Raw genomic sequence first — 26,459 nt, 5'->3', positions numbered from 1 at the left:
GCACTTATTCTCAGGATGCATATGAAAAGACTCAAGGCGTATCTGGCGGCGGCTGGACTGGGTGTGTTGGGCCTGCTGGCCACGGCATCGGCCGGCGCGGCCGACCTGTTGGACGACGTGAAGCAGCGGGGCAGCCTGCGCATTGCGTTGGAAGGCACCTACCCGCCCTTCAACTTCCGCGACGAGCAAGGCAAGCTGACCGGCTTCGACGTGGAGATCGCCGAAGCCCTGGCCGGCAAGCTGGGGGTGAAGCCGGAGTTCACCACCACCGAATGGAGCGGCATCCTGGCCGGGCTGCAGGCGGGCAAGTACGACGTGATCGTGAACCAGGTCGCCGCCACCGAGGCGCGCCGCAAGACGTTCGACTTCAGCGAGCCGTATGTGGTCTCGAGCCCGCAGCTGATCGTGCGGGCCAATGAAACGCGCCCGCTGCGCAGCGCCGCCGACCTGAAAGGCAAGAAGATCGGCGTCGGCCAGGGCAGCAACTACGCCGAGCTGGCGCGCGGCATCGAAGGGGCGGAAGTGAAGGTCTACCCGAGCGCGCCCGAGTACCTGCAAGACCTGGCCAGCGGACGTATCGACGTGGCCCTCAACGACAGCCTCCTGATCCCCTACCTGGCGCAGAAGACCCGGCTGCCGGTCAAGGCCGGCGCGCCGCTGGGCACGGTCGAGAGCAACGCGATCCCGTTCCGCAAAGGCAACCCCGCCTTCAAGCAGGCGATCGACAAGGCGCTGGCCGACCTGAAGGCCGACGGCAGCTTCGCCAAGATCTCGGCCAAGTGGTTCGGCCGCGACGTCAGCAAGCCGCCCGTGGCACCGTGAACGCCGGCGTGCGGCAGGCGGCCGTGGCCGGCAGGTCCGGCGGCGCCGGGGGCTGAAGGAGGCGCCGGATGGATCTGGTTTCGCTGTTCGAGTTGGCCGCCCCGGTGATGCTGCGGGCCACCGGCTACACCCTGCTGTTCGCGGTGTCCGCGATGGTGCTGGGCCTGGCGCTGGCCGCCGTGGTGGCCGGCGTGCGCGTGCTCGAAGTGCCGCTGCTGCAGCGCGTGGCCGCGGTGTATGTGAGTGCGATGCGGGGCACGCCCTTGCTGGTGCAGGTGTTCATCGTCTACTACGGGCTGCCCAGCATCGGCATCGAGTTCTCGCCGCTCACCGCGGGCGTACTCGCCCTCACGCTCAACGTCGCGGCCTACCTGTCGGAAAGCCTGCGCGGCGCGGTGCTCGGCGTCAGCCGCGATCAGTGGCAGGCGGGCACCAGCCTGGGTCTCACCCATCTGCAGACGCTGCGGCACATCGTCGCACCGCAGGCCTTGCGCATCGCGGTGCCCAGCCTCGGCAACAGCCTGATCAGCCTGATCAAGGACACCTCGCTGGTGTCGGTGATCGCGGTGACCGAGCTGATGCTCGCGACCAAGGAGCTGATCTCGACCACCTTCCAGCCGTTCCCGCTCTACCTCGCGGCCGCCGCGGTGTACTGGGTGCTCAGCCTGGCCTTCGAACGGGTGCAACGGCTGCTCGAGAAGCGTTTGGCGTTCCCCCACTGACGCCGCCGCGAAGGTCGGGCCGCCGCACGAGGCCCCACAATGGGGCGCTGCGCATGGCGCGGCCGCCCGAAGGGGCCCGCATCGCATCGCAGCGCGTAGCACGGAGGTACTGAATGTCCGCCCCCCGACACGTCCTGACCATCCAGTCGCACGTGGCCTACGGCCATGTGGGCAATGCCGCCGCCGTGTTCCCGTTGCAGCGGCTCGGGCTCGACCCGGTGGTGATCCACACGGTGCAGTTCTCCAACCACACCGGCTACGGTGAGTTCAAGGGCCAGGTGTTCAGCGCCGACCACGTGCTGGACGTGCTCGACGGCCTGCGCGCCCGCGAGGTGCTGCAGCAGTGCGAGGCGGTGCTGTCGGGCTACCTGGGCGACGCCGCCATCGGGGAAGCGATCTTGCAGGCGGTGGCCGAGATCCGGGCTGCGCGGGGCGAAATGCTCTATTGCTGCGACCCCGTGATGGGCGACACCGGCCGCGGCTTGTTCGTGCGGCCGGGCATCCCCGAGTTCCACCGCCTGCGCGCCGTCGCGCAGGCCGACCTGATCACGCCCAACCAGTTCGAGTTCGAGCAGCTATTGGGTCGCCCGGTGGTGTCACGCGAAGACGCGGTCACCGCGGCGCGGTCGATGGCGCCCAAGGCGGTCGTGATCACCTCGCTGCGCACGCCCGACGTGCCGCCCGACCGTCTCGAAACGCTGGCCGTCACGCACGACGGGGCCTGGTCGGTCAGCACGCCCTTCGTGCCGCTGACACCCCTGCCCAACGGCATGGGCGACGTGTTTTCCGCGCTGCTGCTGGGCCGCTTGCTGAACGGCGACGAACTGCCCGACGCCCTGTCGCATGCGGTGTCGGCGCTGTACACGCTGGTCTTGCACACGGTGCCCGGCTCGCGCGACCTGCCGTTGATCGCCCAGCAGTGCCAGCTGGTCGAGCCGACACAGCGCTTCGAGGCGCAGCCGCTGGATGTGACGACACCGTGGGGCGGCCCCGGGTCGCTGCTGTAGTGGCCGGTCTGTAGCGGCCGTTCTTCTCCGATCGAACCCGGGGACGAACCCCGCGGCCAGGGAGGTCTCAGGGCTGGCCGGCCATCACCGCTGCCACCGCCGCGGTCAGCCGCTTGCCGTACGGCACATGCAGGAACTCGTTGGGGCCGTGGGCGTTGCTCTTCGGGCCCAACACGCCGCACACCAGCATCTGCGCCGACGGAAAACCCTCTTGCAGCATGTTGATCAACGGGATGGTGCCGCCCTGCCCGATGTACGCCAGCGGCGCGCCGTAAAAGGCCTGCGAAGCGGCTTCGAGCGAGCGTTGTAGCCACGGTGCCAGCGCCGGGGCGTTCCAGCCGGTCGCGCCGTGCTCGCCTTCGAAGGTCACCTTGGCCTGGTAGGGCGCGTCGAGCTGCAGCAAGCGCTTCAGTTCCTGCGCGGCATGGGCCGCGTCGACCAGCGGCGGCAGCCGCAGCGACAGCTTGAAGGCGGTGTAAGGCCGCAGCACGTTGCCGGCGTCCTGCAGCCCCGGGAACCCTTCGGCGCCGGTCACGCTCAGGGTCGGGTGCCAAGTCCGGCGCAGCAGGCCTTCGGCCGGGTCGGTGGTGGTCGGCAGCACGAACTGGCCGTCGGCACCGCAGGCCCACGGGTAGCGCTTCCACACCTCGTCGCCCAGGATCTTCGCCGCGGCGCGCGCCTGCTCGACGCGGTCGGCCGGAATCTCGCAATGCAGGCTGGCCGGCAGCAAACGGCCGGTCTTGCTGTCTTCGAGGCGGTCGAGCACCTGGCGCAGCACCCGGAAGCTCGACGGCACCAGGCCGCTCGCGTCGCCCGAGTGCACACCCTCGGTCAACACCTCCACCTTCAGCACGCCGCTGACCATGCCGCGCAACGAAGTGGTCAGCCAGAGCTGGTCGTAATTGCCGGCGCCGGAATCGAGGCACACCACCAGCGAGACCTCGCCGAGGCGGTCGCGCAGCGCGTCGAGATAGGCTGGCAGATCGTAGGAGCCGCTTTCCTCGCAGGTCTCGATCAGCCCCACCACACGCGTGCGTTCGATCCGGTGGCGGTCGAGCGCGAGCACCGCGGTGATCGCCGCATACAGGGCATAGCCGTCGTCGGCGCCGCCGCGGCCGTAGAGCTTGCCGTCTTCGTATTTCGGCGTCCACGGCCCAAGGTCGCTGCGCCAACCGCTGAACTCGGGCTGTTTGTCGAGGTGGCCGTACATCAGCGTGGTGCTGGTGCTGCCCGCGCGCGTGGCGGGCACCTCGAAGAAGATCACCGGGGTGCGCCCGGGCAAGCGCACCACCTCCAGCTTCAACCCCGCGACCTGGCGGCTCTCGGCCCAGGCGGCGGCGTTGCGCACGACGGTGTCGATGTGGCCGTGGCGCTCCCAGTCGGGGTCGAACGCGGGCGACTTGGCGGGAATGCGGATGTAGTCGGTCAAGGCCGGGACGATCTCCCGGTCCCAGGTCTCGTCGACGAAGGCCCGCAAGGAGGCGACGTCGTGCGGTGCGGGGAAGCTGAAGCGGTCGGGGGCGTTCATGGAATTCCTCTCGTCGGTCCGGTCTCGGCAGTGTAGGACGACAGCCCCGGCTGCACCCGTGGCAGGGAATCGCGGCCGCGAGACCGCGGCCCTAGTCCGCAGCGGCCGGCAGCCGTTGATCCAGCCACTGGTGCAAGACGTTGAACACCTCGTCCTGGTCGGGCTCGTTGAACAGCTCGTGGTACATCTGCGGGAAACACTGGCACTGCACCAGGTCACGCGGCGCCAATTCGGCGAAGTCGGCACTGCCCGCCGGCAGCACCAGCCGATCCTGCCCGGCCCACATCAGCAGCGTCGGCACCTGCCACTGCCGCGCCCGCTCGCGCACATACTGCCCGCCGTCGACGATGAAGCGCACCAGCCGGGCGGTCACCTTGCCGTGGTTCAGCGGGTCGGCCAGATAGCGGGACACGACGGCCGGGTCGCGCGAAACATAGCGGGCGTCCAGCCCATTGCTGACCGCCAGGTTGGGGGTGAGGGCCAACGAGACACGGAGCAGGCCGCGGTTGAACGCCGACAAGCCGACGTTCAACGCCGGCGACGACAGCACCAGCAGGTCGACCGGCCGCACCGCACCGGCGACGAAACGCGCCGCGATCAGCCCGCCCATGCTGTGCCCCAGCAGGACCAGCGGGCCGGCGTGCCGCGCGCGTGCTGCGTCGATGACGGCGGCCAGGTCGTGCAGCAGGTCGTCGGCCGTCTGCAGCGCGCCGCGTGGCCCCGGGGAACGGCCATGGCCGCGATGGTCGTAGGCCACCACCGCGAAGCCCCAGCTGCGCAGGCGCTGCGCCACATGCTCGTAGCGGCCGCTGTGTTCGCCCAGTCCGTGCACGATGACCACGGTGCCGCGCTGGCGGCCCGCCGGAGCGGGCCAGGTGCGCAACACCAGCCGGGTGCCGTCGGCGGCGGCCAACTCGGAGAGGGACACCTCCGGCGCGGCAGCCGTATCGGCGCTGCCGCTGGCCGTCGGGGGGGCGGAAAAGGTCATGCTCATGGTGCGGGGCAGTGTACGCAGAGGCCTGCCCGTGCGTACAGGCGGGCTTGCCCTCAGGTGCCCTGGCCTTGCAAGCGGCGCAGCCAGCCCAAACCCTGGGTGGTGCCGTTCGGCACGGCCCCCCGCCGCGGGCGGTACTCGCAGCCGATCCACCCGGCGTAGTCGAGGCGATCGACCAGCTCGAACAGGTGCGGATAGTGCAGCTCGCCGCTGTCGGGCTCGTGCCGCTCGGGCACGCCGGCGATCTGCAGATGGGTCACGCGGCCGGTGGGGAGGTGGCGTTGCAGCCGGGTCGACACGTCGCCCTCCACGATCTGGCAGTGGTAGAGGTCCATCTGCACGCCGAGGTTGGGCGCGCCGACCAGCGCCACCACCTCGTGCGCGTCGTCTTGCCGGTTCAGGAAATAGCCGGGCATGTCACGCGGGTTGATCGGCTCGACCGTCAGTGCGAGGCCGGCCGCCGCGGCCCGGGCCGCCGCCCATTGCAGGTTCTCGACGTACACGGCCTGCAGCCGCTGGCGTTCGACGCCGGCCGGCGCCAGCCCGGCCATCACGTGGACGCGCGGGCAGCGCAGGGCGGTGGCGTAAGCGAGTGCGCGCTCGACGCCGTCCCGGAACTCCGCCTCGCGCCCGGGCAGACAGGCGAGGCCGCGCTCGCCACCGGCCCAGTCGCCGCAAGGCGCGTTGAACAACACCACACTGAGTCCCTCGCTTTCCACACGTCTTGTCACATCGAGGGTCGGCCAGTCGTAGGGAAAGAGAAATTCGACACCGCGGAAGCCGTCGCGCGCGGCTGCGGCGAAGCGGTCCAGAAAGGCGTGTTCGGCGTACAAGAACGAAAGGTTGGCGGCAAAGCGTGGCATGTCGACACCGGGTGGGGAAACGCGTCGCCCGACAGCCTAACCGAGCCGGGGCTGCCGGCTTCCAAGAGCTGGCACGGGCCTTGCCTCTACCTTTTCAGTGTTTTATAGCGCCCCGGACGTACACCGGCTCGCTCCTCCCTCTCCGACCCTCCCTCACCTAGCTTGGGCGGTCCGGGTTCGGGGCGCTTTTTGTCTATCGGCCCCCGGCTGTTCTGCAGTCCGGGGGCATTTTTTTACCTCATTCTCGGCAGAAGTTACAGCCTACGAGACTTCACAGGCCGGTTTCCCTTGATTTCACGGCAAACATGCCATGGCATGCCGGTAAAGATGGCATTCCGCGGTCGGTGACGGGCATCGGCCCGCGCCCGGCTCATTCGGATTCGACCGTCGCCGCACGACCGTTCACCTCGACCCACCACCCGCCTTCCAGCGCTTTCGTCTCGAACCGCACCGGCAAGAACTGCTGCACCACGAGTAAATTTGTACGGGTGTGCTGGGTGATTTCGCTGGTCGTGAAGGCCCCGCCGCCGGCCAGCGCAATCAACAGCGCCAGCTGGTCGGCGAGGTGGGGACCGACCGCCGCTGCGCTGGCCTGGAAGGCCCGCACCTCGGTCACCAACCGTTGAGCCACCTGCTCGGCCGGCACCCCCCGTTCGCCGAACTGCGTGAACACTTCGGTCACGTGTTCGTACTCGAGCGTGGCCATCAGCACATTGCCCGGCCCTTCGTTCTGCCGCATGCCGGGGGTGCGCAACTGCGGTCCGCTCCATCCGAGCGAGCGGCCCAATACTTCCAGCTGGCGTTGCGCCACGGCCCGCGGCACTCCGGCCACCAGGCTTTCGGCGTAGGCCCCACGCAACTCGCCGCGCTCGGCCAGCCGGTAGGGCCGCAACGCACCCACCACCGGGTGGACCGTCGCGTACACCTCACCGCCGCCAGCCGGATAAAAGCCGTGACGTCGCAACTCCAGTGTCACGTCCGCGCCCAGGCGGCGCAGCAAGGGCAGGTACGACCGCTCGAGGAAATGGTAGGGCGGCGCCATCGGGTTGTGCGTGCCGCCGCACAGCTCGATGCGGCTGGGTTGCTGCGCGAACAGCAAGGGCGGCAACACCGTTTGCAGCACCAGCGTGCAACTGCCGGCACTGGAGATCGCAAAGCGGTAGTCGCCGGCGCGCACGCGACCCGGCGTGAACTTGAGGTCTTGCGACCCCAGCTCGGCGCCTTCGACCTGCGCGCCGCTGATCTGCGCCGCGGCCTGCACACAAACGAGGTGCTGCCGCATCAGCCCCGGCTTGCTGCGCTTGGCGCGGATGCTGTGGATTTCGAAGGGACGGCCCGTCAGCATCGACAGCGCGAGCGAGGTCCGCAGGATTTGCCCGCCGCCCTCGCCCTGCGAGCCGTCCAGGGCCAACGGGGCCCGAGTGTTCATCGTGTGATGCGCTTGCATTGTTGTTCTTTCGTTTTTGTGTCGTCGACCCGCGTTGCGGGCCGACCCCTCCACTGGCGCTGTTTCAGCCTTTCACGCAGACCACCTGCTTCAGGGTGTGCACCACGTCGACCAGGTCGCGCTGCGCCTCCATCACCGCGTCGATGTCCTTGTAGGCCATCGGGATCTCGTCGATCACATCGCGGTCCTTGCGGCACTCCACACCCTCGGTCGCCGCGCGATGGTCGGCCAGCGTGAAGCGGCGCTTGGCCTCGGCCCGGCTCATCGTGCGGCCGGCCCCGTGCGAACAGCTTTCGAAGCTCTCCGGGTTGCCCTTGCCGCGCACGATGTAGCTGCGTGCGCCCATGCTGCCCGGGATGATGCCCAGCTCGCCCTTCTTGGCGCTCACCGCACCCTTGCGGGTGACATAGACGTCTTCGCCGAAGTGGCGCTCCTGCTGCACGTAGTTGTGGTGGCAGTTCACCGCTTCGACATGGCTTTGGAAGTTCTTGCGGATCACGGTTTTGGCCGCCTCGATGACCCGGCGCATCATCACCTCGCGGTTCAGCTGCGCGAACTTCTGCGCCCAGCTGACGGCGCGCACGTAGTCGCCGAAATAGCGCGAGCCTTCTTCGAAATAGGCCAGGTCGCGGTCGGGCAGGTTGGCCTGCTGGCGCATCGCGTCCTGCTTGGCCAGCTCGATGAACATGGTGCCGATCGCATTGCCCACGCCCCGCGAGCCGGAGTGCAGCATGAACCAGACGAAACCTTGCTCGTCCAAGCAGACCTCGATGAAGTGGTTGCCGGTGCCCAGCGTACCGAGGTGGTTCCGGTGGTTGGTCTTCTCCAGCTTGGGGTAGTCGCGGCACAGCTCGGTGAACTCGGGCTCCAGCTGGGCCCACGCGGTGTCGACCGCGCCCGGCACCTTGTGCCAGGCGCCCGGGTCGCGCGACCCCGGGGCACGTCCGTGCGGCACCGCCCGCTCGATCGCCGAGCGCAACGGCTCGAGGTTGTCGGGCAGGTCGGCCGCCGACAAGGTGGTCTTCGCGGCGATCATGCCGCAGCCGATGTCGACGCCGACGGCGGCCGGGATGATCGCCTTGATGGTCGGGATCACCGAGCCGACCGTCGCGCCGATGCCGAGGTGGACGTCGGGCATGGCCGCGATGTGCTTGAACACCACCGGCAAACGCGCCGCATTGGCGAGCTGACGCTTGGCTTCGTCCTCGACGGGCACCCCCTGGGTCCACATCTTCACCGGCACACCGCCCGGCACTTCTTCGACGTTGTAGTTCTGTTCTTTCATCTGTCTTGCTCCTGGTCAGCGGCGGTACGCGTGGCGCCCGCCGTTCAGTCTTCTGCATCGCCCCTGCCTCTGAGAGCCGGCAGGATTTGAACCCGCCCGCCGGGTGTCGGATCCAGCGAGTGTAGAAATTGCACGAGGTGTGCCAGCACTGCCGCCTGCGCTGACGAGCTTCGCAACTCGTTGATTTCCCGAGCTAATTTTTCATTGCAGCGGGCCCCGGGGGTACGCTGCCGGTAGTGCCTCGACCGCTCCAACTAGAATTTCAGCTACTTCTTTATCTTTCAAGATCGTGCGAAAAAAGGTCGTGGTGGGTTTCCTGGGCACGCAGCTCGACGGCGGCATGGGCTCGGGGCGGTGGGAGAAATGGCGCCCGACGGTGTCGCTCGTGCAGCACGAAGACCTGGTGATCGACCGGCTCGAACTGCTCTACACACCGCGCCACGAGGAACTGGTGCAGCGCCTGATGGCCGACCTGCTGGTGGTCTCGCCCGAAACGCAGGTGCGCGCACATGCGCTGGACCTGGCCGACCCATGGGACTTCGGCGAGGTGTACAGCGCGCTCTACGACTGGTCGCGGGCCTATCCCTTCGACCCCGAGCGCGAGGACTACTGGGCCCACATCACGACCGGCACACACGTCGCGCAGATCTGCTTGTTCCTGATGGTCGAGGCGCGTTTCATCCCCGGCGTGCTGCTGCAGACCGCGCCGCCGAAGCGGCAGGTCGAGGGCGACCCGGGCAGCTACACGCTGATCGACCTCGATCTGTCGCGCTACGACGCGATTGCGCAACGCTTCGCACGCGAGCAGCAAGACGCGCTGAGTTTCCTCAAGTCGGGCATCCCGACCCGCAACCCCCGCTTCAATGCGCTGATCGCCGAAGTCGAACGGGTGGCCGTGCGCTCGCGCGCGCCGATTTTGTTCACCGGCCCCACCGGTGCCGGCAAGTCGCTGCTGGCGCGTCGGATGTACGAGCTGAAGAAGGCACGCCATCAAGTGCAGGGGCCCTTCGTCGAGGTGAACTGCGCCACGTTGCAGGGGGATGCGGCGGCCTCCACGCTGTTCGGGCACAAGCGCGGCGCCTTCACCGGCGCATTGGGCGACCGCGCCGGCCTGCTGCGCAGCGCCGATGGCGGCGTGCTGTTTCTCGACGAAATCGGCGAGTTGGGGCTCGACGAGCAGGCGATGCTGCTGAAAGCCGTCGAAGAAAAGCGCTTTTATCCACTCGGGGCGGACCGCGAGGTCGCCAGCGACTTCCAGTTGATCGCTGGCACCAACCGCGACTTGCGCAGCGCCGTCGCCGCCGGGCGTTTTCGCGACGACCTCTACGCCCGCATCAACCTGTGGAGCTACGAGTTGCCCGGACTGGCCGAGCGTCCCGAGGACATCGAGCCCAACCTCGAATTCCTGCTGGGCGAGGCGGCACGCGAACTCGGGCGGCAGGTGCGCTTCAACGCCGAGGCCAAAGCCCGCTATCTGCGTTTCGCCCAGTCGCAGGAGGCGCCTTGGCGCGGCAACTTCCGCGATCTGGCGGCTTCTGTGACCCGCCTGGCCACACTGTCCGAGGGCGGGCGCATCGGTGTCGCACAGGTGGACGCGGAAGTGGCGCGGTTGCGCTGGCTCTGGGACCGTAGCGAAGCACCGGCAGCGCCGGACCCGCAGGCCGAGCTTCACACCTTGCTCGACACCGAGACCCTGGACACACTGGACCTGTTCGACCGGCTGCAACTGGCCGCCGTGGTGCAGGTGTGCCGCCAGGCGCACAGCCTTTCAGACGCCGGCCGCCGCCTGTTCGCGGCCTCGCGCCAACGCCGGCAAGTGGTCAACGACGCCGACCGGCTGCGCAAATACCTGGCGCGCTTCGGCTTGTCCTGGGACCAGGTGGCAGCCGCGCCGCCAGGCTGACGCGCGGCGCGACGGACGGCTGTCAGCCCGGGCTGACCAAGGTTCTTAAGATGAATTATTCGAGAAGTATAATTAGGCAGTTTCAATAAAAGAGGCTAAGCCATGTCCGTTTACCGCCGGCCGCAGCTCGCACAGCAAATGGCTCAGCAGCTGCTTCGCCCTGGCGTGCTGGATGAGGGCCTGCGCTCGGGGCTGTTTCTCTCGGGTGTGCGCCGCACCGGCAAGACGACCTTCCTGCTCAACGACCTGATCCCGGCGCTGGAGGGGCACGGCGCGCTGGTGATTTATGTCGATTTATGGAGCGACACCCAAACCAGCCCGGCCGTTCTGGTGCAGCGCGCGATCCGCAAGGCCTACACCGAGCTGCAAACGCCGGCCTCTGCCCTGGTCGAGAAGCTCAAGCGGGTGCGCGGTGCCGACTTCGGTGCCTTGGGCTTCAAGTTCGGCTTCAAGTTGGAGAGCATCGGCGCTCAGGGCGGTCCCACACTCGCGCAGGCACTGCTGGAGGCGGTGGATCAGGCGAAATGCGACGTCGTGCTGATCGTCGACGAAGTGCAGCACGCCATCACGTCGGACGACGGCAACCAGATGCTGCTCGCACTCAAGGCCGCCCGCGACGCCATCAACCCGCGCCCCGACACGCCGGGCCACTTCCTGTTCATCGGCACCGGATCGCACCGTGCCCTCGTCAACGAACTCACGGCGCGGCGCCACCAGGCTTTCGCGGGGGCCACTTCGGTCGCTTATCCGGTGCTCGACAGCGACTACGTCGAGCACCTGCTCAAGCGGCTCGGCGAAGCCGGCGAGATGAACCTGCCGTCCAAACCGGTCGCGATCGACGCCTTCCGGACACTGGGGCACCGCCCCGAAGAGATGCTGAAGGCGCTTCGACAGCTGGCGCGCCATCTGCCGCCCGGCAGTGATCCTGACGCCCACCTGCCCGTCATCGCCGCCACGCTGAGATCGACCGCAGCCGACGTCGAATTGGCCAAGGTCGAGCAGCTGGGCGGGCTGGCGACGGCCGTCTTCGAGCGGATCGCGAGCACCGAGGGGGACGCGCGCGGCCTGTTCTCCGCCGAAGCCGCGGCGGCGTACGCCAAGGCGGTGGGCCGCGAGGTGCGCATCGAAGAGATCCAGCCGGTGGTCAACGATCTGCTGGCGGCCAACCTCGTCATGCGCAAAGGACACGGCCTCTACGGGATCACCGATCCCTTCGTTCAAGAGATCTGGCGAGAGAAGCAGTCGATCGAAGGCAAATTGTGAAGTGAGTCCTTCACGTCGGTAACACTCCGGCCATACCGACCCGCACGCGTCCCGCGCACTCGACGGCCCTCAGCAAAGCCCCGACTTCGTCGATTCCTACACGTCGTCGCCACCTATCCGACAGACCGGCGGCGCTCGCCACTGCACGCTTACAGCGCCGCAGCCCCATCATGTGGACGTTGGAGCGGCCCGGTTGTCTTCTTGCGCGGAGGTCTGTCATGTCTCGCCCGCCGTGTGCTCATGCTCGCGCTCGCGATGGTCGCGGGCGCCATCGCCGCCCGGCGTCCGTCGCCGCTGTTCGCCCTGGGTTGGCGGCGGTGAGCGCCTGCTGCCTGGGTCTGGCCGTCACGCTGGGTCTGCTGGCGTGCGCCGGCCCAGCCGCGGCCGAACCGGCGCCGCCCTCGAGCCTCGAGGTCCCGCAAGCAACGCTGCCAGACGTCGCCGCCGAAGCGGATGCCGCAACCGAAGTGACCCTGGCGGCCGCCGAACTGTCGGTGCCGGCCGCTGCGTCCGAGGCGGAGGCCACCGCAGCGGTGCAGGCCGCCCCACCCGACGGCTTAGACCCCGCCTCGTCCGCTCCACCCCCCACCCCGCAAGCCACGCCGAGCGACGGCCGCCTGCGCAATGCCTTGCAGACCGCTTGGATGCAACGTCGGCTGCACCGCTTTCACCTGACGCTGGACACGCCGACGCCGCAGTTAAGACCGCCGCCCGAAGGCGATGTGCATGCCGGCTTTCGCGCGATGGCCGCAATCGCTTCCCGACAAGACCTCGCCGGCGCGCCGGGGGGCTTGGGATATGGGCCCCCGCAGTCACCGGACCTGGGTCTGGAATGGTCGCCGTCGCCGGCGTCGCGCTTCGGCATCTCGCGCGGGGGCCTGCGCTTGAAATTCGACGCCAACACGAGCTTGTCGCTGCGCCTGAAGCGCAGCAGCGTCGGCGCTTATTGGCGCGCGCGATTCTGAGCGGGGGCCGGCCGTCGATGACCTGTGTGTGCTGCTGCCGCTGTCGTCAGCCGCGCGAGAACTTGAACACGGCGACGCTGGCCAGCAGATTCGGCCGGAAGCGGACCGGCCGGCCTTGCCGGATGCCGAAGGAATCGAGCACCTGCAGCCCGTTCTTGCGTGCCAGCACCTCGAAATCGGCATAGGTCCCGACGCGGATGTTGGGCGTGTTGTACCACTCGTAGGGCAAGGCTTTGGTGACCGGCATGCGGCCCGACAGCACCCGCATGCGGTTGGGCCAGTGGGCGAAGTTGGGAAAGCTGACGATGCCGATGCGCCCGACCCGCGCGGTCTCGCGCAACATCGATTCGGTGTTGCGCAGGTGTTGCAGCGTGTCGAGTTGCAGCACGACGTCGAAACTCTGGTCCTCGAAGATCGCCAGGCCCTCTTCGAGGTTGAGCTGGATCACGTTGACACCCCGTTGCACGCAGGCGAGCACATTGGCGTCGTCGATTTCGATGCCGTAGCCGGTGCACTGGCGGTGCTCGCGCAGATGCGCCAGCAACTCGCCGCGCCCGCAGCCGAGGTCGAGCACGCGCGACCCGGGCGGCACCAGGCTCGCAATGAGTTCCATGTCGCGGCGCTCACTCATGACGGCTCCCCGCTGGTCGAGTACGCCCCGCGACCCTCCGCGAGGGTCGGGCCTTGCTTGGGGCGGCCCGGCGCGGCGGCCCGGGGGGATGACCGCTCCCCGCTGGCCGAGTACGCCCAGCGACCCTCCGAGAGGGTTTGGCCTTGCTTGGGGCGGCCCGGCGCGGCGGCCCCTGAAAAACCGGCAACAGACATCACCCGCCTCATCGGCCCACCTCCTTGGCGATGCGGTCGAAGTAAGCGCGCAACACACCGTGGTACCGCGGGTCGTCGAGCAGGAAAGCGTCGTGCCCGTGCGGTGCTTCGATCTCGGCGTAGCTGACGTCGCGGCGGTTGTCGAGCAGCGCCTTGACGATCTCGCGTGAGCGGGCGGGCGAGAAGCGCCAGTCGGTCGTGAAGCTGACCACCAGGAACTTCGCGGTGGCCCGGGCTAGGGCGCGCGCCAGGTCGCCACCATGTTCCCGGGCAGGGTCGAAGTAATCGAGCGCGCGCGTGATCAGCAAATAGGTGTTGGCGTCGAAGTACTCGCTGAACTTGTCGCCTTGGTAGCGCAAATAGCTTTCGATCTGAAACTCGATCTCCTGCGTGCTGTAGCCGAGTTCGGCGGCCCGCAGCTCGCGGCCGAACTTTTGCTCCATCACGTCGTCGCTCAGGTAGGTGATGTGGCCGATCATGCGGGCGACCCGCAAGCCGCGCTTGGGCAGCACGCCGTGGGCGGCATAGTGGCCGCCGTGGAAATCGGGGTCGGTCACGATCGCGCGACGTGCGACCTCGTTGAAGGCGATGTTCTGCGCCGACAGATTGGGTGCGGTGGCGATCGCGACGCAATGGCGCAGCCGGTCGGGAAACTGCAGGGTCCAGCTGAGCGCCTGCATGCCGCCCAAGCTGCCGCCGAGGACGGCGGCGAGTTGCTCGATCCCCAGGGCGTCGAGCAAACGGGCCTGGGCCTGCACCCAGTCTTCGACCGTCACCACCGGGAAGTCCGCGCCATACGGCTTGCCGGTGGCAGGGTTGACATGCGTGGGGCCGGTGGAGCCGAAGCAAGAGCCCGGATTGTTCACGCCGATCACGAAAAAGCGGTCGGTGTCCAGGGGCTTGCCCGGGCCCACCAGGTTGTCCCACCAGCCTTCGCTCTTGGGCTGGCCCTCATAAGTGCCGGCCACATGGTGCGAGGCATTGAGCGCGTGGCACACCAGCACCGCGTTGCGCTTGTCGGCGGCCAGTTCGCCATAGGTTTCGTAGACCAGCGTGTAGTCGCGCAGCTGGGCGCCGCTGCGCAGCGGCAGCGGCGTGTCGAAGAACTTCGACGATGGGGTGACGTGACCGAGGGTAGCCATAGCCCGACAACAAAAAACCCGGCGTCACGCTGCAGGTGAGACCGGGTTTCGACCGCCCCCCTTTAGCTGTATTTGTAGAGCGCCCGCAAGCCGGAACAAATCGGCGCTGGCAGGCAGTATATCGCCTGCTTGCCCCGCGTGTGGCGGCACGTCGCGGGGCGTCCTGCGCGCAGGGCCCGGCCTTTCAGGCAGCGCGGCGCCGGCTCAGATGGCCCTGGCCGGGTCGCCGTGGCACTTCTTGAACTTCTTGCCGCTGCCGCAGGGGCACAGGTCGTTGCGGCCGGGTTCGGCCTGCTTGCGGACTTGCTGCACCGGTTTGCGCGAGGCCCGCTCGCGCCAGAAATCGCGCAGGTCATACACCGCCCACATCGCATCGGCCAGGCGTTCATCGCGGCTCATCTCGCGCTGCTCGGGGGCCAGCTCGGCCTCGTCGCTCGCCAACACCTCGAAGGTTTGCAAACAGCCATCGACGAACTCGTTGCCGGGATCGTCGACCGGCAGCAGCCAATCGTCTTCGTAGGCATCGACCGCCTGCAGGAAGCCGCTGGCCCAGACAGCGCCCAGCGTCGGCACTTCCCCCAAGGCGGCACGCTCGGCTTCGGGGGTGTGCTCGATGACGGCCTCCCAGTCGGTCAGCAGGGGCTGCAGCGCTCGGTCGTCGTCGAGCCGCTGCACCGGTGCGTCCACCGCACCCAGCACGTCGCGCCACCGGCGCTCGATCAGGCTCATCAGGTCCTGGGCCTGTTCCGGATGCTGGAAGGGCAGGCTGCCGCCGGTCAGGGCCGGCAGCGCCTCGTCGAGCGGCAACTGCCGCGGGCCGCAGGCGAGGGCGGCGAGGAAACCGTCGAGTTGCTCGAGGTCGGGCACGGTTTCGCTGCGCTCGCTCAGCTCGGTCAGGAGGCTGTCCAGGCGGTCAAGGTCTTGGTCGGTGAGAGCAGAGGCGTCTGTTGTCATATGAGGGATCCAGCGGGCAAGTCCCGATTGTCGCAGCGCAGCAGACGTGAAACGCTTGCCGTCGACCGGCGAGGGGGCATCGCCCGCCGCCGGTTGCAGCACACCTTCAGGACCTCGATGCCGCCCTTGCTGGTCGCCATGGACCGCCACTTCCCGCTGCGCTACCTGGCCTGGGTCGGGTGCAGCATCGGCTTCTTGCTGACGGCCTTCGTCTGGATCGGCTTCGGCGTTGGCGGTGGGGCGGCGGTCGTGTTCGGCCTCGGGGTCGCATTGGGCGTCTACGATCACCGCCAGCGGGCCCATCCGTTGTGGCGCAACTATCCCGTCATCGGCCATCTACACCCGCTCGCCCGCTGGGTCCGGTCCCGACTCGGCGACGGTGGGGCCGCCGAGCCGTACTCGCGTGCACAGCAGGCCCTGGTCGAGCGGCGCGCGCGCGGCGAAGCCGAGACCGTGTCGTTCGCCAGCCCCCATGCCGTGGACCGGCCCGGCGCCGAGTGGCTGCTGCACACGCTCACGCCCTCCCCGTTGTTGTCACCGCACGACCTGCGCGTGACGATCGGCGCCAGCTGCCGGCAGCCCTACTCGGCCAGCCTCTTCAACATCTCGGGCATGGACTTCGGCTCGCTCAGCGCTGCCGCCGTGCTGGCGCTCAACGCCGGCGCCCGCCGGGGCGGGTTCGCCCAGGTGAGTGGCGAAGGCGGCCTGACGCGCTACCACCGCGAGAATGGTGGCGACCTGATCTGGGAAATCGGGCCCGGCTACTTCGGCTGCCGCTCGCCCGACGGCGGCTTCGATGCCGAGTGTTATGCGCGCGTCGCTCGCGAAGCGCAGGTGAAGATGATCGAGGTGCAGCTCAACCATGCCGCCAGCGCCGGGGCCGGCGGCGTGCTGCCCGCCGGCAAGGTGACGCCCGAGGTCGCCGCCTTGCGCGGTGTGCCGCCGCGCCGGGAGGCGCGCTCACCGGCCGCCCACAGCGCCTTCTCGACCCCACTCGAACTGCTGCACTTCGTCGACGATCTGCGGGCCTTGTCCGGTGGCAAGCCGGTCGGTCTCAAGCTGTGCGTCGGCCGCCCGCGCGAGTGGTTCGCGATCGCCAAGGCGATGGCCCAGACCTCGCTGGTGCCCGATTTCATCGTCATCGAGGCCGCCGAGGGCGGCAGCGGTGCTGCGCCCTACGAGACGCTGGGACGCATGGGCCTGCCGGGCCAGGACGGCTTGCGCCTGGTGCACAACACGCTCAACGGACTCGGGCTGCGCGAGCGTCTCAAGCTGGGCTATTCGGGCCGCGTGGTCGACGCTTTCGACATCGCCCGCGCACTGGCACTCGGAGCCGATTTCTGTCTGGCGGCGCGCAGCTTCATGTTGGCGCTGGGCTGTGTCCAGGCCGCCCGCTGCCACACCAACCGCTGTCCGACCGGCATCGCCACGCAAGACCCGTGGCGGCAGCGGGGTCTGGTGGTGTCGGACAAGGCCGAGCGCGTGCGCCACTACCACGAGCAGACACTCTCGGCACTGGCCGACTTGCTGCAGGCCGCCGGCCTGGCCCGCGCCGACCAGCTCGAGCCGCGGCACCTGCTACGCCGCACCACCGCCCACTCGGTGCAGCCCCTGTCCGAGCTGCTGCACGCCTGCTCCCCCGGCGCGGCGCTGACCGGCACGGCTCCCGATCCTTCCTATCAGCAGGATTGGACGGCGGCACGACCCGACCGCTTCTAACGCAACACGGGCCGACACGACCTCGTGTGCGCGCCTCGCACCCCGGAGTCGAGCGCCCCCAAGCGTGGGATGCCCGGGCAGGGAACCCCCGGGTAGGATGCCGTTCAGATCAAGAACAACTGCAGTCGCGCCCCTTCTCGTGCTCACCGTCTACCTCGTCGAGGACGATCCCCTGCTTGCCCGCCATGTACTCGATGCGTTGGGCCGCGCCGAAGGCATCGAATGTGTCGGCCATGCCGACCGCCTGGCGGTCGCACGCGCGCAGCTGCCCGTGTGTCGCCCCCAAGTGCTGCTGTCCGACCTGGGCCTGCCCGACGGTGATGCGACCGAGCTGATCCTCGAGCTCGACGAGCGGTCGTCGTCCTGGCATCCGCACATCCTCGTGTTCTCGGTGTTCGGCGACGAAAGCCGCGTGATCCAGGCCATCGAGGCGGGGGCCGACGGCTATTTCCTGAAGGGCTGCGACGACCTCGAACTGGTGCGCGCCGTCCAGGGTGCGGCGCGCGGCGAATCGCCGGTGTCGCCCGCCATCGCGCGCCATCTGCTCAAGCGTTTTGCGGCCCCGTCCGATGCCTCCGGCAGCAGTAGCAGCAGCGGCGACTTGTTGTCCACCGTGGAACAGGCGGTGCTGAAGCTGGTGGCGCAGGGCTACGTGACCGAAGAGGTCGGCGAGCGCCTGATGTTGAGCCCGCATGTGGTGGCGACGCACGTGAGGGCGGTCTACGCCAAGCTGCAGCAGGCGCGCCGCGGGTCGTCGGCGCAACGGGTCGGCTGATGACCGGGTTGCGCCGCACGCCTGCGTGCCAGCACCGGGCCGGGGTCTGGGCCTGGGCGCTCGGACTGATGCTGATGCTGATGCTGATGCTGCAGTCGGCCGGCGTGCAGGCCGAGCCGGTGCAGGTGCGCCGCGCGTGGATCACCGAGGCCGGTCCCTCCGGCGCCCGCGAGCGCGAGGTGAGACTGCCCGACGCCTGGGAGCACACCGCGCCGCGCCGCGACGGCGCCGTGCGCTATCGGCTCGACCTGCCCGACGCGGCCTTGCAGGTCGAGCGACCCGCCCTCTACCTGCGGCGCGTCGGCAACATCTTCCGGGTGCACCTGAACGGGCAGTCGGTGGCCGAGGTGGGCGCGTACACCCGCCCCTTGCCCAACTACAACCAGCAACCGCAGCTGGTGCGCCTGCCGCAGGCGCTGGTGCAGCCCAGCGGCAACCGGGTCGAGATCGAGGTGATCGGCGCACCGCGCCGCGAGGCCGGCCTGTCGACCGTGTGGGTGGGTGCGATAGCCGAACTCGAGCCGGAGTACGAACGCGCGATGGACGTCCAGGTGCGCGGCGCCTGGCTGCTGGCGAGTGCCTGCGCCACGATGGGCGCGCTGGGCATGCTGCTGGCATGGCGCACCCAGCAATCCATGTACGGCTGGTTCGCCGTGGCCAATCTGGTATGGGCCTGGCGCATCGCCGCCCTGTCCAGCCATGACGCCGGCATCTGGATACAGGCGCTGCAATGGGCGTTCGAGATGTCGTACGCCGTGTTTGTGGGTGCCATCGCGATGTTCTTGCTGGCGATGGTGGGGCGGGATCACACCATCGGGCGGCAGGGGCTGGCGGCCTACATCGGCATCACGCTGGTGTTGTCGCTCGCCAATGCGGTGCTGAACCTGCCGGTGCTGCGCACGCTGCATTTGCTGCTGACCTTGCTGGTGACCACCGCGATGGCGATCTACCTGGCGCACTACAGCTTCAAGGAACGCTCCCGCACCGGCGCGCTGCTGTGCCTGGGCGCGCTCACCGGCGTCGCCTTCGGTGCGCGCGACTGGATCGCGTTTCGCCTGCACCACGACTACGAGGCCTACACGGGCGCCCGCTACGCCATCGTGCTGCTGCTGTTCGTGATGGGCTGGCGCCTGGTGGAAGACTACGCCCGCACCCTGGTGCGACTGCGCGAGATGAACCGCAACCTGCAGGACGCGGTCGACCACAAGCAGCACGAACTGGAACAACTGTTCGAAACCCGGCGCGAGATCGAGCGCCAGCAGGCCACCACCGCCGAGCGCGACCGCATCCTGCGCGAAATGCACGACGGCCTCGGCGGTCGCCTGGTGGGCGCCATCGCCTTGGCTCAACAGCTGGGCCAGCAGCCGCCGACCGAGGGAAACACCCTGCAGGAGCTGCAGCTTGCGCTCGGCGACTGCCTGACCGAGCTGCGCTTGTCGCTCGACTCGCTCGAAGCCGACCAACGCACGCTCGGAGAGGCTTTGGCCGAGCTGCGCTTTCGTGTCGAGCCGTCGTTGCGTGCGGCGGGCATCCGCCTGGTCTGGAGCGTCGACGACAGCGCGATGAGTGCTGAGCTGGCGGCCGGCGCGACACTGCAGGTGCTGCGCATCGTGCGCGAGGCCTTCACCAACATCATCAAGCACGCCGAGGCGAGTGTGGTGCGGCTGACGCTGCGGCGCGAGACCGACTGGCTGGAGCTATCGGTGCTCGACAACGGCCGCGAGCAGCGTCCCGACCGCAACATCCCGAGACCGGCGCCACTGCCCAGCGGCAAGCGCGGGCTCAGCAACATGCGCACGCGTGCTGCGAGCCTCGGCGCCGAGATCGAGATCGGGCCGACGGCCGAGGGATGGGGGGTGCAGGTCCGGTTGCCGCTCGCGTGACCGGGAGCGCGGGCAGGGGTCGGTCGAGGGTGGCGCCCTGCCGGTGCCACCGCCGCCGGTTCAGACAGCGGCCGGCGGTGCGGTGTCGCTGAAGCTGGCCCGCAGCGACAGCTTGTCGTACAGCTTGCCCAGGTTGGGGTAGTCGCGCCGCCACTCGATCTGCGGAAAGCGGAACTCGAGGTAGCCGAGCGCGCAGCCGACGGCGATGTCGGCCAGCGTGAAGTGGAGGCCGGCACACCAGTTGCGGTCGCCGAGGCCCTGGCTCATGGCCCGCAAGCTGGTTTGCACCTTGTCCATCTGGCGGTCGACCCAGGCCGTGCAACGCTGCGCATCGGTCCGGCCGGCCCAGGTCTGCTCGAGGCGGGCCAGGATGCTGGCGTCGAGCAGGCCGTCGGCGAGCGCTTCCCAGGTGCGCACCTCGACCCGTTCGCGGCCCGTCGCCGGGATCAGCTTGCCGACCGGCGACAGCGTGTCGACATATTCGACGATGACGCGTGAATCGAACACCGCTTCGCCGCCTTCCATCACCAGGCACGGCACCTTGCCGAGCGGATTGGCGTCTGCAATGGCGGAATCGGGCGACCACACATCCTCCAGTTCGAGTCTGTAGTCGAGCTTCTTTTCCGCCATCACGATGCGCACCTTGCGCACGTAGGGGCTGGTCAGCGATCCGATCAGTTTCATGGTGTGACTGCCGTGGTGTTGCGCCGCTGATTCTAGTGGCCTGTCACCCTCGAATGGGAGGCGAGGGACGCGCGAGACGGCGTGCGCTGGCGCGGGTCGGGACGCCGGGGCGGCGGGTTTGTCAGTCCCCCGTGATGGGGGGTGGCAAAGGCGCGACAGCGCCGCCGCCGGCCGCCATCGGAGTGATAGAGTGCCTGCAAAAAGCAGGCCTTCCGAGGGAACGATCAACATGGCCGCAGCACAATGAACAGCACATCATCGGCTCACGCGTCGAACCCGGCGGGTCCCGGGCGCCGCACCCCGCATCACGAACCACCCGGATGGAGTGGTGGTGTCGTCGACAGCGACGGGCTGTCGGGCATGGTCAGCTCGATCGGCCCGGTGCCGCCCAGCAACAGCGTGTTCTCGCGGCTGCTGCCACCCCACCAGGCCCATCACATCCCGCTCGAATTCACCGGCTCCGGCAGCGAATACTTTCGCATCTGGGTGGTCAACCTGCTGCTCACGCTGGTGACGCTGGGCGTCTACCACCCCTGGGCGAAGGTGCGCCGGCTGCGCTACTTCTATGGCCACACCGAAGTGGCGGGCCAGGGCCTGGACTTCCACGGCGAGCCGAAGAAGATGCTGCGCGGGATGCTGCTGACCGGCGTGCTGTTCGCGGCCTACTCGCACGCACTCGAGGTCTCCGGCATCGCCGCGCTGGTGGCCGCGCTGCTGGTGGCTGCACTGACGCCCTTGCTGCTGCGCGGCGCCTTGCAATTCCGACTCGCCAACACGAGCTGGCGCGGGCTGCGTTTCGCCTTTGCAGGCTCGCCGCGTTCCGCCTACACCGCCCTCACACCGCCGCTGCTGCTGGGGCTGGTGCCGCTGGGCCTGGGGGTGTACCTGAGCGCCCCGGGGCAACCGGCGCAGCCCACCTCCGACGTGGCGTCGATCGCCATGGTGCTCGCCTACCTCGTGCTGGGCGTGTCGCTGCCTTACTTCTTCTGGCGGCTGAAGAAGTACCAGCATGACCACTATCGCCTGGCGCAGCTGCAATCCGAGTTGCGCGTCGGCGTGGGGCCGGTCTATGGCGTCTACCTGCGCGCGGCCGGCCTGCTGGCGGTGTTGCCGCTGACCTTCGCCGCCCTGGTGTGGCTGGGCGGGGCGGCGGGCGCAGCGGGCAGCGCAAAGTGGAGCGTGACGTTGTGGGCCTTCGCCGGCATGATCTTCGCCTTCGGCGGCTTGTACCTCTACATCGTGGTGCTGCCGTATTTCCAGGCGCGGCAGCAAAACCTGGTGTGGACCAAGACCGGCAACCGCTACCTGCGTTTTCGCAGTGACTTGAGCGCACGTGCCTACATCCTGCTGCAACTCAAGAACTACTTGCTGATCCTGTGCACCGCGGGCCTCTACTGGCCGTGGGCCGCCGTGGCCAACCGCCGCATGCGCGTGGCCGCCGTGACGCTGGTGTCCCGCATCGACCTCGACGAACTCTATCTGGCCCTGAAGCCCCGCGGCGGTGATGCCGCGGCCGAGATGGCCGACGACGTGTTCGGCTTCGATCTGGGGTTGTGAGCATGTCGGCCCCCGCGCTCCAGCTCGACTATTACGACGGCCGCTCGGCCCGGCCCCGGCGTGTCGCCGCGCACCTCAGCCACGACACCCTCTACCTGCGCGGCGACGGGCTGGTGCGTTCGGTGGCTGCATCGCAGGTGCGCTGGCCCGAGCGTTCCCGCGGCGCCACCCGCATCGCCCACCTGCCCGATGGCGGCACCTTGCACTGCAGCGACGCGTCGGCCTGGGACACCTGGGCACGGGCAAGCGGCCTGCGCGAGACCCTGATGTCGCGCGCGCAGCACAGCTGGCGCTGGGTGGCCGCTTGTCTGGCGCTGCTGGTGGTGCTCGTGGTCGCGATCTACCAATGGGGCTTGCCGTGGGCATCGCAGGGTGTGGTCGCGCTGCTGCCCGACTCGGTCGACCAGGCGATGGGCGACGCCGCCTATGCCTCGTTCGGTGACCAGCTGCTCAAACCCAGCCGGTTGCCCGCCGCCCAGCGGCAACGGCTGCAACAGGCCTTCGGCAAGGCCGTGGCGCAGGCGTATCCAGACGGCAACGCGCCGCACTATCGGCTGATGTTCCACAAAAGCGAGATCGGCCCCAATGCCTTTGCGCTGCCGGGCGGCGTGGTGGTGCTGACCGACGAGCTGGTGGAGTTGGTCGACGGCGACGTCGAGGCCGTCGTGGGCGTGCTCGCGCACGAGCTGGGCCATGTCGAGCGCCGCCACGGCATGCGCTCGCTGGTGCAGGTGACGCTGTTGAGCACCTTGTCGAGCCTGGCCTTCGGCGATTTCAGCGGCTGGCTCGCGACCGCGCCGGTGCTGCTCGGGCAAGCCGGTTATTCGCGCGACGCCGAGCGCGAAGCCGACCGGATCTCGATCCGCATCTTGCAGGCCGCGGGCATTTCGCCGCTCGCGATGGTGCGGTTTTTCGACAAGATCGCCCCCCGCGCGGGCGACCGCGAAAGCTCGGTGATCGGCATCGCCTTCGCCAGCCACCCACCCGACGAGGAACGGGTGGCGGCCTTCCGCGAAGCGGCCCAGGCCGAAGCGCGACCCTGAACCCGGCGGGCGCCGGCCCGCGATCAGCCCCTCAGCCCGCGTCCGGCCCGACCCGTCCGACCCGCAGCGCGAGGGGCATCCTCACCTCCCGCGCGCCCTCACCCCACAGGGGAGCCAGCCGGGCCCGTGCGGCCTCGCGCGGGTCAGGGTGTCCCGCCTCGTGGTGGCGCTTCAACGCCGACCAGGTGCCCACATAGCCCAGCATGTCGTCGAGCGTCCAGTGCGCGACGATCTCGAACGACGGCGACACCAGCGGCTCGAAGGGAAACGGCAGGTCGCGATACCCCCGTTGCAGCACCAGGTTGCCGGCCGACCAATACGGCGCGATCGGGTCGAGCAGGGTGGCCCGCAGCACCGGGGCGATCGCCGCATCCCCTTCGAAGAAGCCGTAGCCGAACACCGCGATCACCCCCCGCGGCGCCAGCGCCTGCCGCGCGGCCGCGTAGAAGCGCGGCAGGTCGAACCAGTGCACCGCCTGCGCCACGGTCAGCAAGTCGACGCTGTGCCGCGTGAACTGCGCCTGTTCCGCCGGCACCTGCTGGTAGCGCACGCGCGGGTGCGACTCGGCGGCCTGCAGCTGTTCGGCGCTGACGTCGGTGGCGACCACCGCGTCGAAATGCGCGGCCAGGGCCACCGCGGCCTGGCCATTGCCGGTGCCGCAATCCCAGGCGAGCGCCCGCGACGGTGCCAGTGAGGCCAGGTGCGCGAACAGGGCCGACGGGTAGCGCGGCCGGTAGCGGGCATAGTCCTGCGACCCGACGTCGAAGGTGCGTGCATTGGGTGCGGTGGGGTCCATGGTCGGCGCCTTCGGCAGTGGAGACCTTAAAATCATGCCTCTTCCGCCCCTGCCCGCGCACGAGCGTCGCGCTCTTCGAGACACCACCATGGACTTCTCCCCCCTGACCGCCCTGTCCCCCCTCGACGGGCGTTACGCCGCCAAGGTTGCCGCGCTGCGCCCCTTGCTCAGCGAGTTCGGCCTGATGCACCGCCGTGTGCAAGTGGAAGTCGAGTGGTTCATCGCGCTGTCGGACGCCGGGTTTGCCGAGTTCAAGCCGCTCGGCGACGCCGCCCGCGCCCATCTGCGCGGCCTGGTGCAAAACTTCAGCGCGACCGATGCGCAGGCGATCAAGGACATCGAGAAGACCACCAATCACGACGTGAAGGCGGTCGAATACTGGATCAAATCGACTTTCGAAGGCCAACCCGAGCTGCAGCAGGCCGGCGAGTTCGTGCACTTCGCCTGCACCAGCGAAGACATCAACAACACCTCCCACGCGCTGATGCTCAAGAGCGCGCGCGAAACGGTGCTGTTGCCCAGCCTCGACAAGATCATCTCCAAGCTGTCCGAGATGGCCCACACGCTGGCCGAGCTGCCGATGCTGAGCCGCACCCACGGGCAGACCGCCAGCCCGACGACGGTCGGCAAGGAGATCGCCAACGTGGTGGCGCGGCTCGCGGCCGGCCGCGAGCGCATTCACAGCGTCCGGCTGCTCGCCAAGATGAACGGTGCGGTGGGCAACTACAACGCCCACCTGGCGGCTTATCCGGCCTTCGACTGGGAGGCGTTCTCGCGCCGGGTGGTCGAACAACAGCTGGGCCTGACCTTCAACCCCTACACGATCCAGATCGAACCGCACGACTACATGGCCGAGTTGTTCGACGCGGTGACCCGCGTGAACACCATCCTGGTGGACTGGTCGCGCGACGTCTGGGGCTACATCAGCCTGGGCTATTTCAAGCAGCGCACCAAGGCCGGCGAGATCGGGTCGTCGACGATGCCGCACAAGGTCAACCCGATCGACTTCGAGAACGCGGAAGGCAATTTCGGGCTCGCCAGCGCGGTGCTGACCCACCTCAGCCAGAAGCTGCCGATCTCGCGCTGGCAGCGCGACCTGACCGACTCGACCGTGCTGCGCAACATGGGCGTCGGCCTCGGCTACGCCCTGCTGGGCTATGACTCGCTGTTGCGCGGCCTCGACAAGCTCGAAGTCAACCGCGACGCGTTGGCCGCCGACCTCGACGCGGCCTGGGAAGTGCTGGCCGAGCCGATCCAGACGGTGATGCGCCGCCACGGGCTGCCCAACCCGTATGAGCGACTGAAAGAGCTGACCCGCGGCAAGGCCATCACGCGCGAAGCGATCCAGCAGTTCATCGAAACGCTGGAGGTGCCCGAAGAAGACAAGCAGCGGCTGCGCGCGATGACGCCGGGCAGCTATACCGGGCTGGCGGCGGAACTGGCGCGGCGCATCGGTCGCTGACGGCCGGGCGCCGACCTCTGGTCATCCAGGGCCGCTCCGCGCTCAAGGCAGCCGGGGCGCCGCCGGGTCGAGCGCGTCGAGGATGGGCTGCAACAGCGCCCGAGCCGCTTGCACCGCCGCCTCGGCGTCACGCTCGGCAATCGCCTCGAACACCCTCACATGGGCTGCGTAATCGGGCTCGGGCAGGCCCTGCACCTCCAGCGTCGCCCGCACCGTCGAGCGCACGGCTCGCTCGAAGAAGGCGTACAGCTTGGCCAGCGCAGGGTTGTGGGCGGCTTCGACGACGGCCCGGTGAAAGGCCAGGTCGTGCTCGACGAACACACTGCGGCGCCGCTTGTGCGGATGCTCGCCCCGCAGCGACAAGGCCGCCCGCATCACCTCCAAGTCTTCCGGCGTGCGGCGCTCGGCGGCCAGCCGTGCTGACTCGACCTCCAGCATCGCCCGCACCTCCAGGTGCTCGCGCAAGGTGGCGCGGCTGAGGTCCTGTGGCATGTCACCGGCATCGACGGCGGAGCGGACATAGGTGCCGTCGCCCTGGCGCACCTCGAGCACGCCGTTGTAGGCCAGCACCCGCACCGCCTCGCGCACGGTGTTGCGGCTAACGCCGAATTGCTCGGCCAGCTCCGGCTCGATCGGGATGCGCTCGCCGACGCGCCATTCGCCGCGCTCCAGGCAATGGCGCATCTGCTCGACGGCTCGGTCGACGAGAGAGCGGCGGGCGGCAGGCGTAGAGGTCGGCATGGCAGCGGGAGCATGAAAGCCAGGCAATCATAGGATGACTGCGCATGGGGCGCACGCCGCGAGGGAGAAGCAGCGTCAA

Annotated in this window: 23 protein-coding genes and 1 riboswitch; of the genes, 12 read left to right on the top strand and 11 right to left on the bottom strand. The window is 68.8% G+C overall.

Features of this window, described 5'->3' with window-relative positions:
* Positions 1-15: 15 nt before the first annotated feature.
* From AAW51_RS01280 to pdxY, 3 genes are all read left to right on the top strand, one after another.
* The gene (locus AAW51_RS01280; protein WP_169787961.1) at positions 16-822 is read left to right on the top strand and encodes a transporter substrate-binding domain-containing protein; all 807 of its coding nucleotides are present in this window, start codon (positions 16-18) and stop codon (positions 820-822) included.
* A 68-nt stretch (positions 823-890) separates the two neighbouring features.
* Positions 891-1,544, top strand: a complete 654-nt coding sequence (locus AAW51_RS01275; RefSeq protein ID WP_047193177.1) for an amino acid ABC transporter permease — start codon at positions 891-893, stop codon at positions 1,542-1,544.
* A 113-nt stretch (positions 1,545-1,657) separates the two neighbouring features.
* Complete coding sequence (gene pdxY, locus AAW51_RS01270; protein WP_047193176.1) at positions 1,658-2,551, top strand: pyridoxal kinase PdxY; 894 nt, start codon at positions 1,658-1,660, stop codon at positions 2,549-2,551.
* Between the two features lie 67 nt (positions 2,552-2,618).
* Here pdxY and AAW51_RS01265 read toward each other — a convergent pair whose 3' ends face one another.
* The 5 genes from AAW51_RS01265 to AAW51_RS01245 form a co-directional block, all read right to left on the bottom strand.
* Entirely contained in the window at positions 2,619-4,079 is a 1,461-nt protein-coding gene (locus AAW51_RS01265) for a M20 family metallopeptidase (RefSeq protein ID WP_047193175.1), read from the bottom strand.
* Positions 4,080-4,170: 91 nt separating this feature from the next.
* Positions 4,171-5,067: an alpha/beta hydrolase gene (locus tag AAW51_RS01260; protein ID WP_047193174.1), complete on the bottom strand. Its 897-nt coding sequence runs from the start codon at positions 5,065-5,067 to the stop codon at positions 4,171-4,173.
* A 59-nt stretch (positions 5,068-5,126) separates the two neighbouring features.
* Entirely contained in the window at positions 5,127-5,936 is an 810-nt protein-coding gene (gene otnI / locus AAW51_RS01255) for a 2-oxo-tetronate isomerase (protein WP_047193173.1), read from the bottom strand.
* A 370-nt stretch (positions 5,937-6,306) separates the two neighbouring features.
* Positions 6,307-7,365: an RNA 3'-terminal phosphate cyclase gene (gene rtcA / locus AAW51_RS01250; RefSeq protein ID WP_047197251.1), complete on the bottom strand. Its 1,059-nt coding sequence runs from the start codon at positions 7,363-7,365 to the stop codon at positions 6,307-6,309.
* Positions 7,366-7,447: 82 nt separating this feature from the next.
* A complete protein-coding gene (locus AAW51_RS01245; RefSeq protein ID WP_047193172.1) occupies positions 7,448-8,668 on the bottom strand; it encodes an RtcB family protein in 1,221 nt (406 codons plus the stop codon).
* A 286-nt stretch (positions 8,669-8,954) separates the two neighbouring features.
* On the opposite strand from AAW51_RS01245, the gene rtcR reads away from it, so the two are divergent.
* The 3 genes from rtcR (at position 8,955) to AAW51_RS01230 (ending at position 12,799) form a co-directional block, all read left to right on the top strand.
* Entirely contained in the window at positions 8,955-10,571 is a 1,617-nt protein-coding gene (gene rtcR / locus AAW51_RS01240) for an RNA repair transcriptional activator RtcR (RefSeq protein WP_047193171.1), read from the top strand.
* 102 nt (positions 10,572-10,673) lie between these two features.
* Positions 10,674-11,834, top strand: coding sequence for an AAA family ATPase (locus AAW51_RS01235; protein WP_047193170.1), 1,161 nt, complete (start codon positions 10,674-10,676; stop codon positions 11,832-11,834).
* Positions 11,835-12,151: 317 nt separating this feature from the next.
* The gene (locus tag AAW51_RS01230) at positions 12,152-12,799 is read left to right on the top strand and encodes a hypothetical protein (protein WP_157359543.1); all 648 of its coding nucleotides are present in this window, start codon (positions 12,152-12,154) and stop codon (positions 12,797-12,799) included.
* Between the two features lie 46 nt (positions 12,800-12,845).
* Here AAW51_RS01230 and metW read toward each other — a convergent pair whose 3' ends face one another.
* From metW to AAW51_RS01215, 3 genes are all read right to left on the bottom strand, one after another.
* Positions 12,846-13,430, bottom strand: a complete 585-nt coding sequence (gene metW / locus AAW51_RS01225; RefSeq protein ID WP_047193168.1) for a methionine biosynthesis protein MetW — start codon at positions 13,428-13,430, stop codon at positions 12,846-12,848.
* A 202-nt stretch (positions 13,431-13,632) separates the two neighbouring features.
* Positions 13,633-14,766 carry a homoserine O-succinyltransferase MetX gene (gene metX / locus AAW51_RS01220; protein WP_047193167.1) on the bottom strand — a complete coding sequence of 378 codons (1,134 nt, stop codon included), beginning with the start codon at positions 14,764-14,766 and terminating at the stop codon, positions 13,633-13,635.
* A 42-nt stretch (positions 14,767-14,808) separates the two neighbouring features.
* Positions 14,809-14,883, bottom strand: a riboswitch (SAM riboswitch).
* Between the two features lie 87 nt (positions 14,884-14,970).
* A complete protein-coding gene (locus AAW51_RS01215) occupies positions 14,971-15,720 on the bottom strand; it encodes a UPF0149 family protein (RefSeq protein WP_047193166.1) in 750 nt (249 codons plus the stop codon).
* A 117-nt stretch (positions 15,721-15,837) separates the two neighbouring features.
* Between AAW51_RS01215 and AAW51_RS01210 the strand changes: the two genes are divergently transcribed.
* The 3 genes from AAW51_RS01210 to AAW51_RS01200 all read left to right on the top strand — a co-directional run bounded on the left by AAW51_RS01210 (position 15,838) and on the right by AAW51_RS01200 (position 20,097).
* Positions 15,838-17,439 (top strand): FMN-binding glutamate synthase family protein, encoded by a 1,602-nt coding sequence (locus AAW51_RS01210; RefSeq protein ID WP_169787960.1) that lies wholly within the window; start codon positions 15,838-15,840, stop codon positions 17,437-17,439.
* A gap of 139 nt (positions 17,440-17,578) precedes the next feature.
* Positions 17,579-18,214 (top strand): response regulator transcription factor, encoded by a 636-nt coding sequence (locus AAW51_RS01205; RefSeq protein WP_047193165.1) that lies wholly within the window; start codon positions 17,579-17,581, stop codon positions 18,212-18,214.
* Positions 18,214-20,097 (top strand): sensor histidine kinase, encoded by a 1,884-nt coding sequence (locus AAW51_RS01200; protein ID WP_047193164.1) that lies wholly within the window; start codon positions 18,214-18,216, stop codon positions 20,095-20,097. Before AAW51_RS01205 ends, AAW51_RS01200 begins: the two co-directional genes overlap by 1 nt.
* A 60-nt stretch (positions 20,098-20,157) precedes the next feature.
* On the opposite strand, the gene AAW51_RS01195 is transcribed toward AAW51_RS01200, so the two are convergent.
* Positions 20,158-20,781: a glutathione S-transferase N-terminal domain-containing protein gene (locus tag AAW51_RS01195; RefSeq protein ID WP_047193163.1), complete on the bottom strand. Its 624-nt coding sequence runs from the start codon at positions 20,779-20,781 to the stop codon at positions 20,158-20,160.
* A 243-nt stretch (positions 20,782-21,024) separates the two neighbouring features.
* Between AAW51_RS01195 and AAW51_RS01190 the strand changes: the two genes are divergently transcribed.
* Together AAW51_RS01190 and AAW51_RS01185 are read left to right on the top strand one after the other, a co-directional pair.
* Entirely contained in the window at positions 21,025-22,338 is a 1,314-nt protein-coding gene (locus AAW51_RS01190) for a YjgN family protein (RefSeq protein ID WP_083437984.1), read from the top strand.
* Positions 22,339-22,340: 2 nt separating this feature from the next.
* On the top strand, positions 22,341-23,381 hold the full coding sequence (locus AAW51_RS01185) for a M48 family metallopeptidase (protein WP_053013231.1): 1,041 nt from the start codon (positions 22,341-22,343) through the stop codon (positions 23,379-23,381).
* 31 nt (positions 23,382-23,412) lie between these two features.
* On the opposite strand, the gene AAW51_RS01180 is transcribed toward AAW51_RS01185, so the two are convergent.
* The gene (locus tag AAW51_RS01180; protein WP_047193161.1) at positions 23,413-24,177 is read right to left on the bottom strand and encodes a class I SAM-dependent methyltransferase; all 765 of its coding nucleotides are present in this window, start codon (positions 24,175-24,177) and stop codon (positions 23,413-23,415) included.
* An 88-nt stretch (positions 24,178-24,265) separates the two neighbouring features.
* Here AAW51_RS01180 and purB point away from each other — a divergent pair, with 88 nt between their 5' ends.
* On the top strand, positions 24,266-25,639 hold the full coding sequence (gene purB, locus AAW51_RS01175) for an adenylosuccinate lyase (RefSeq protein WP_047193160.1): 1,374 nt from the start codon (positions 24,266-24,268) through the stop codon (positions 25,637-25,639).
* A 42-nt stretch (positions 25,640-25,681) separates the two neighbouring features.
* Here purB and AAW51_RS01170 read toward each other — a convergent pair whose 3' ends face one another.
* Complete coding sequence (locus AAW51_RS01170; RefSeq protein WP_047193159.1) at positions 25,682-26,380, bottom strand: FadR/GntR family transcriptional regulator; 699 nt, start codon at positions 26,378-26,380, stop codon at positions 25,682-25,684.
* Between the last annotated feature and the right edge of the window lie 79 nt (positions 26,381-26,459).

The organism is Caldimonas brevitalea (assembly GCF_001017435.1).
Lineage (GTDB): Bacteria > Pseudomonadota > Gammaproteobacteria > Burkholderiales > Burkholderiaceae_C > Caldimonas > Caldimonas brevitalea.
The sequence above is the reverse complement of the archived record's forward strand: the minus strand, read 5'-3'. Positions and strand labels throughout refer to the sequence as shown.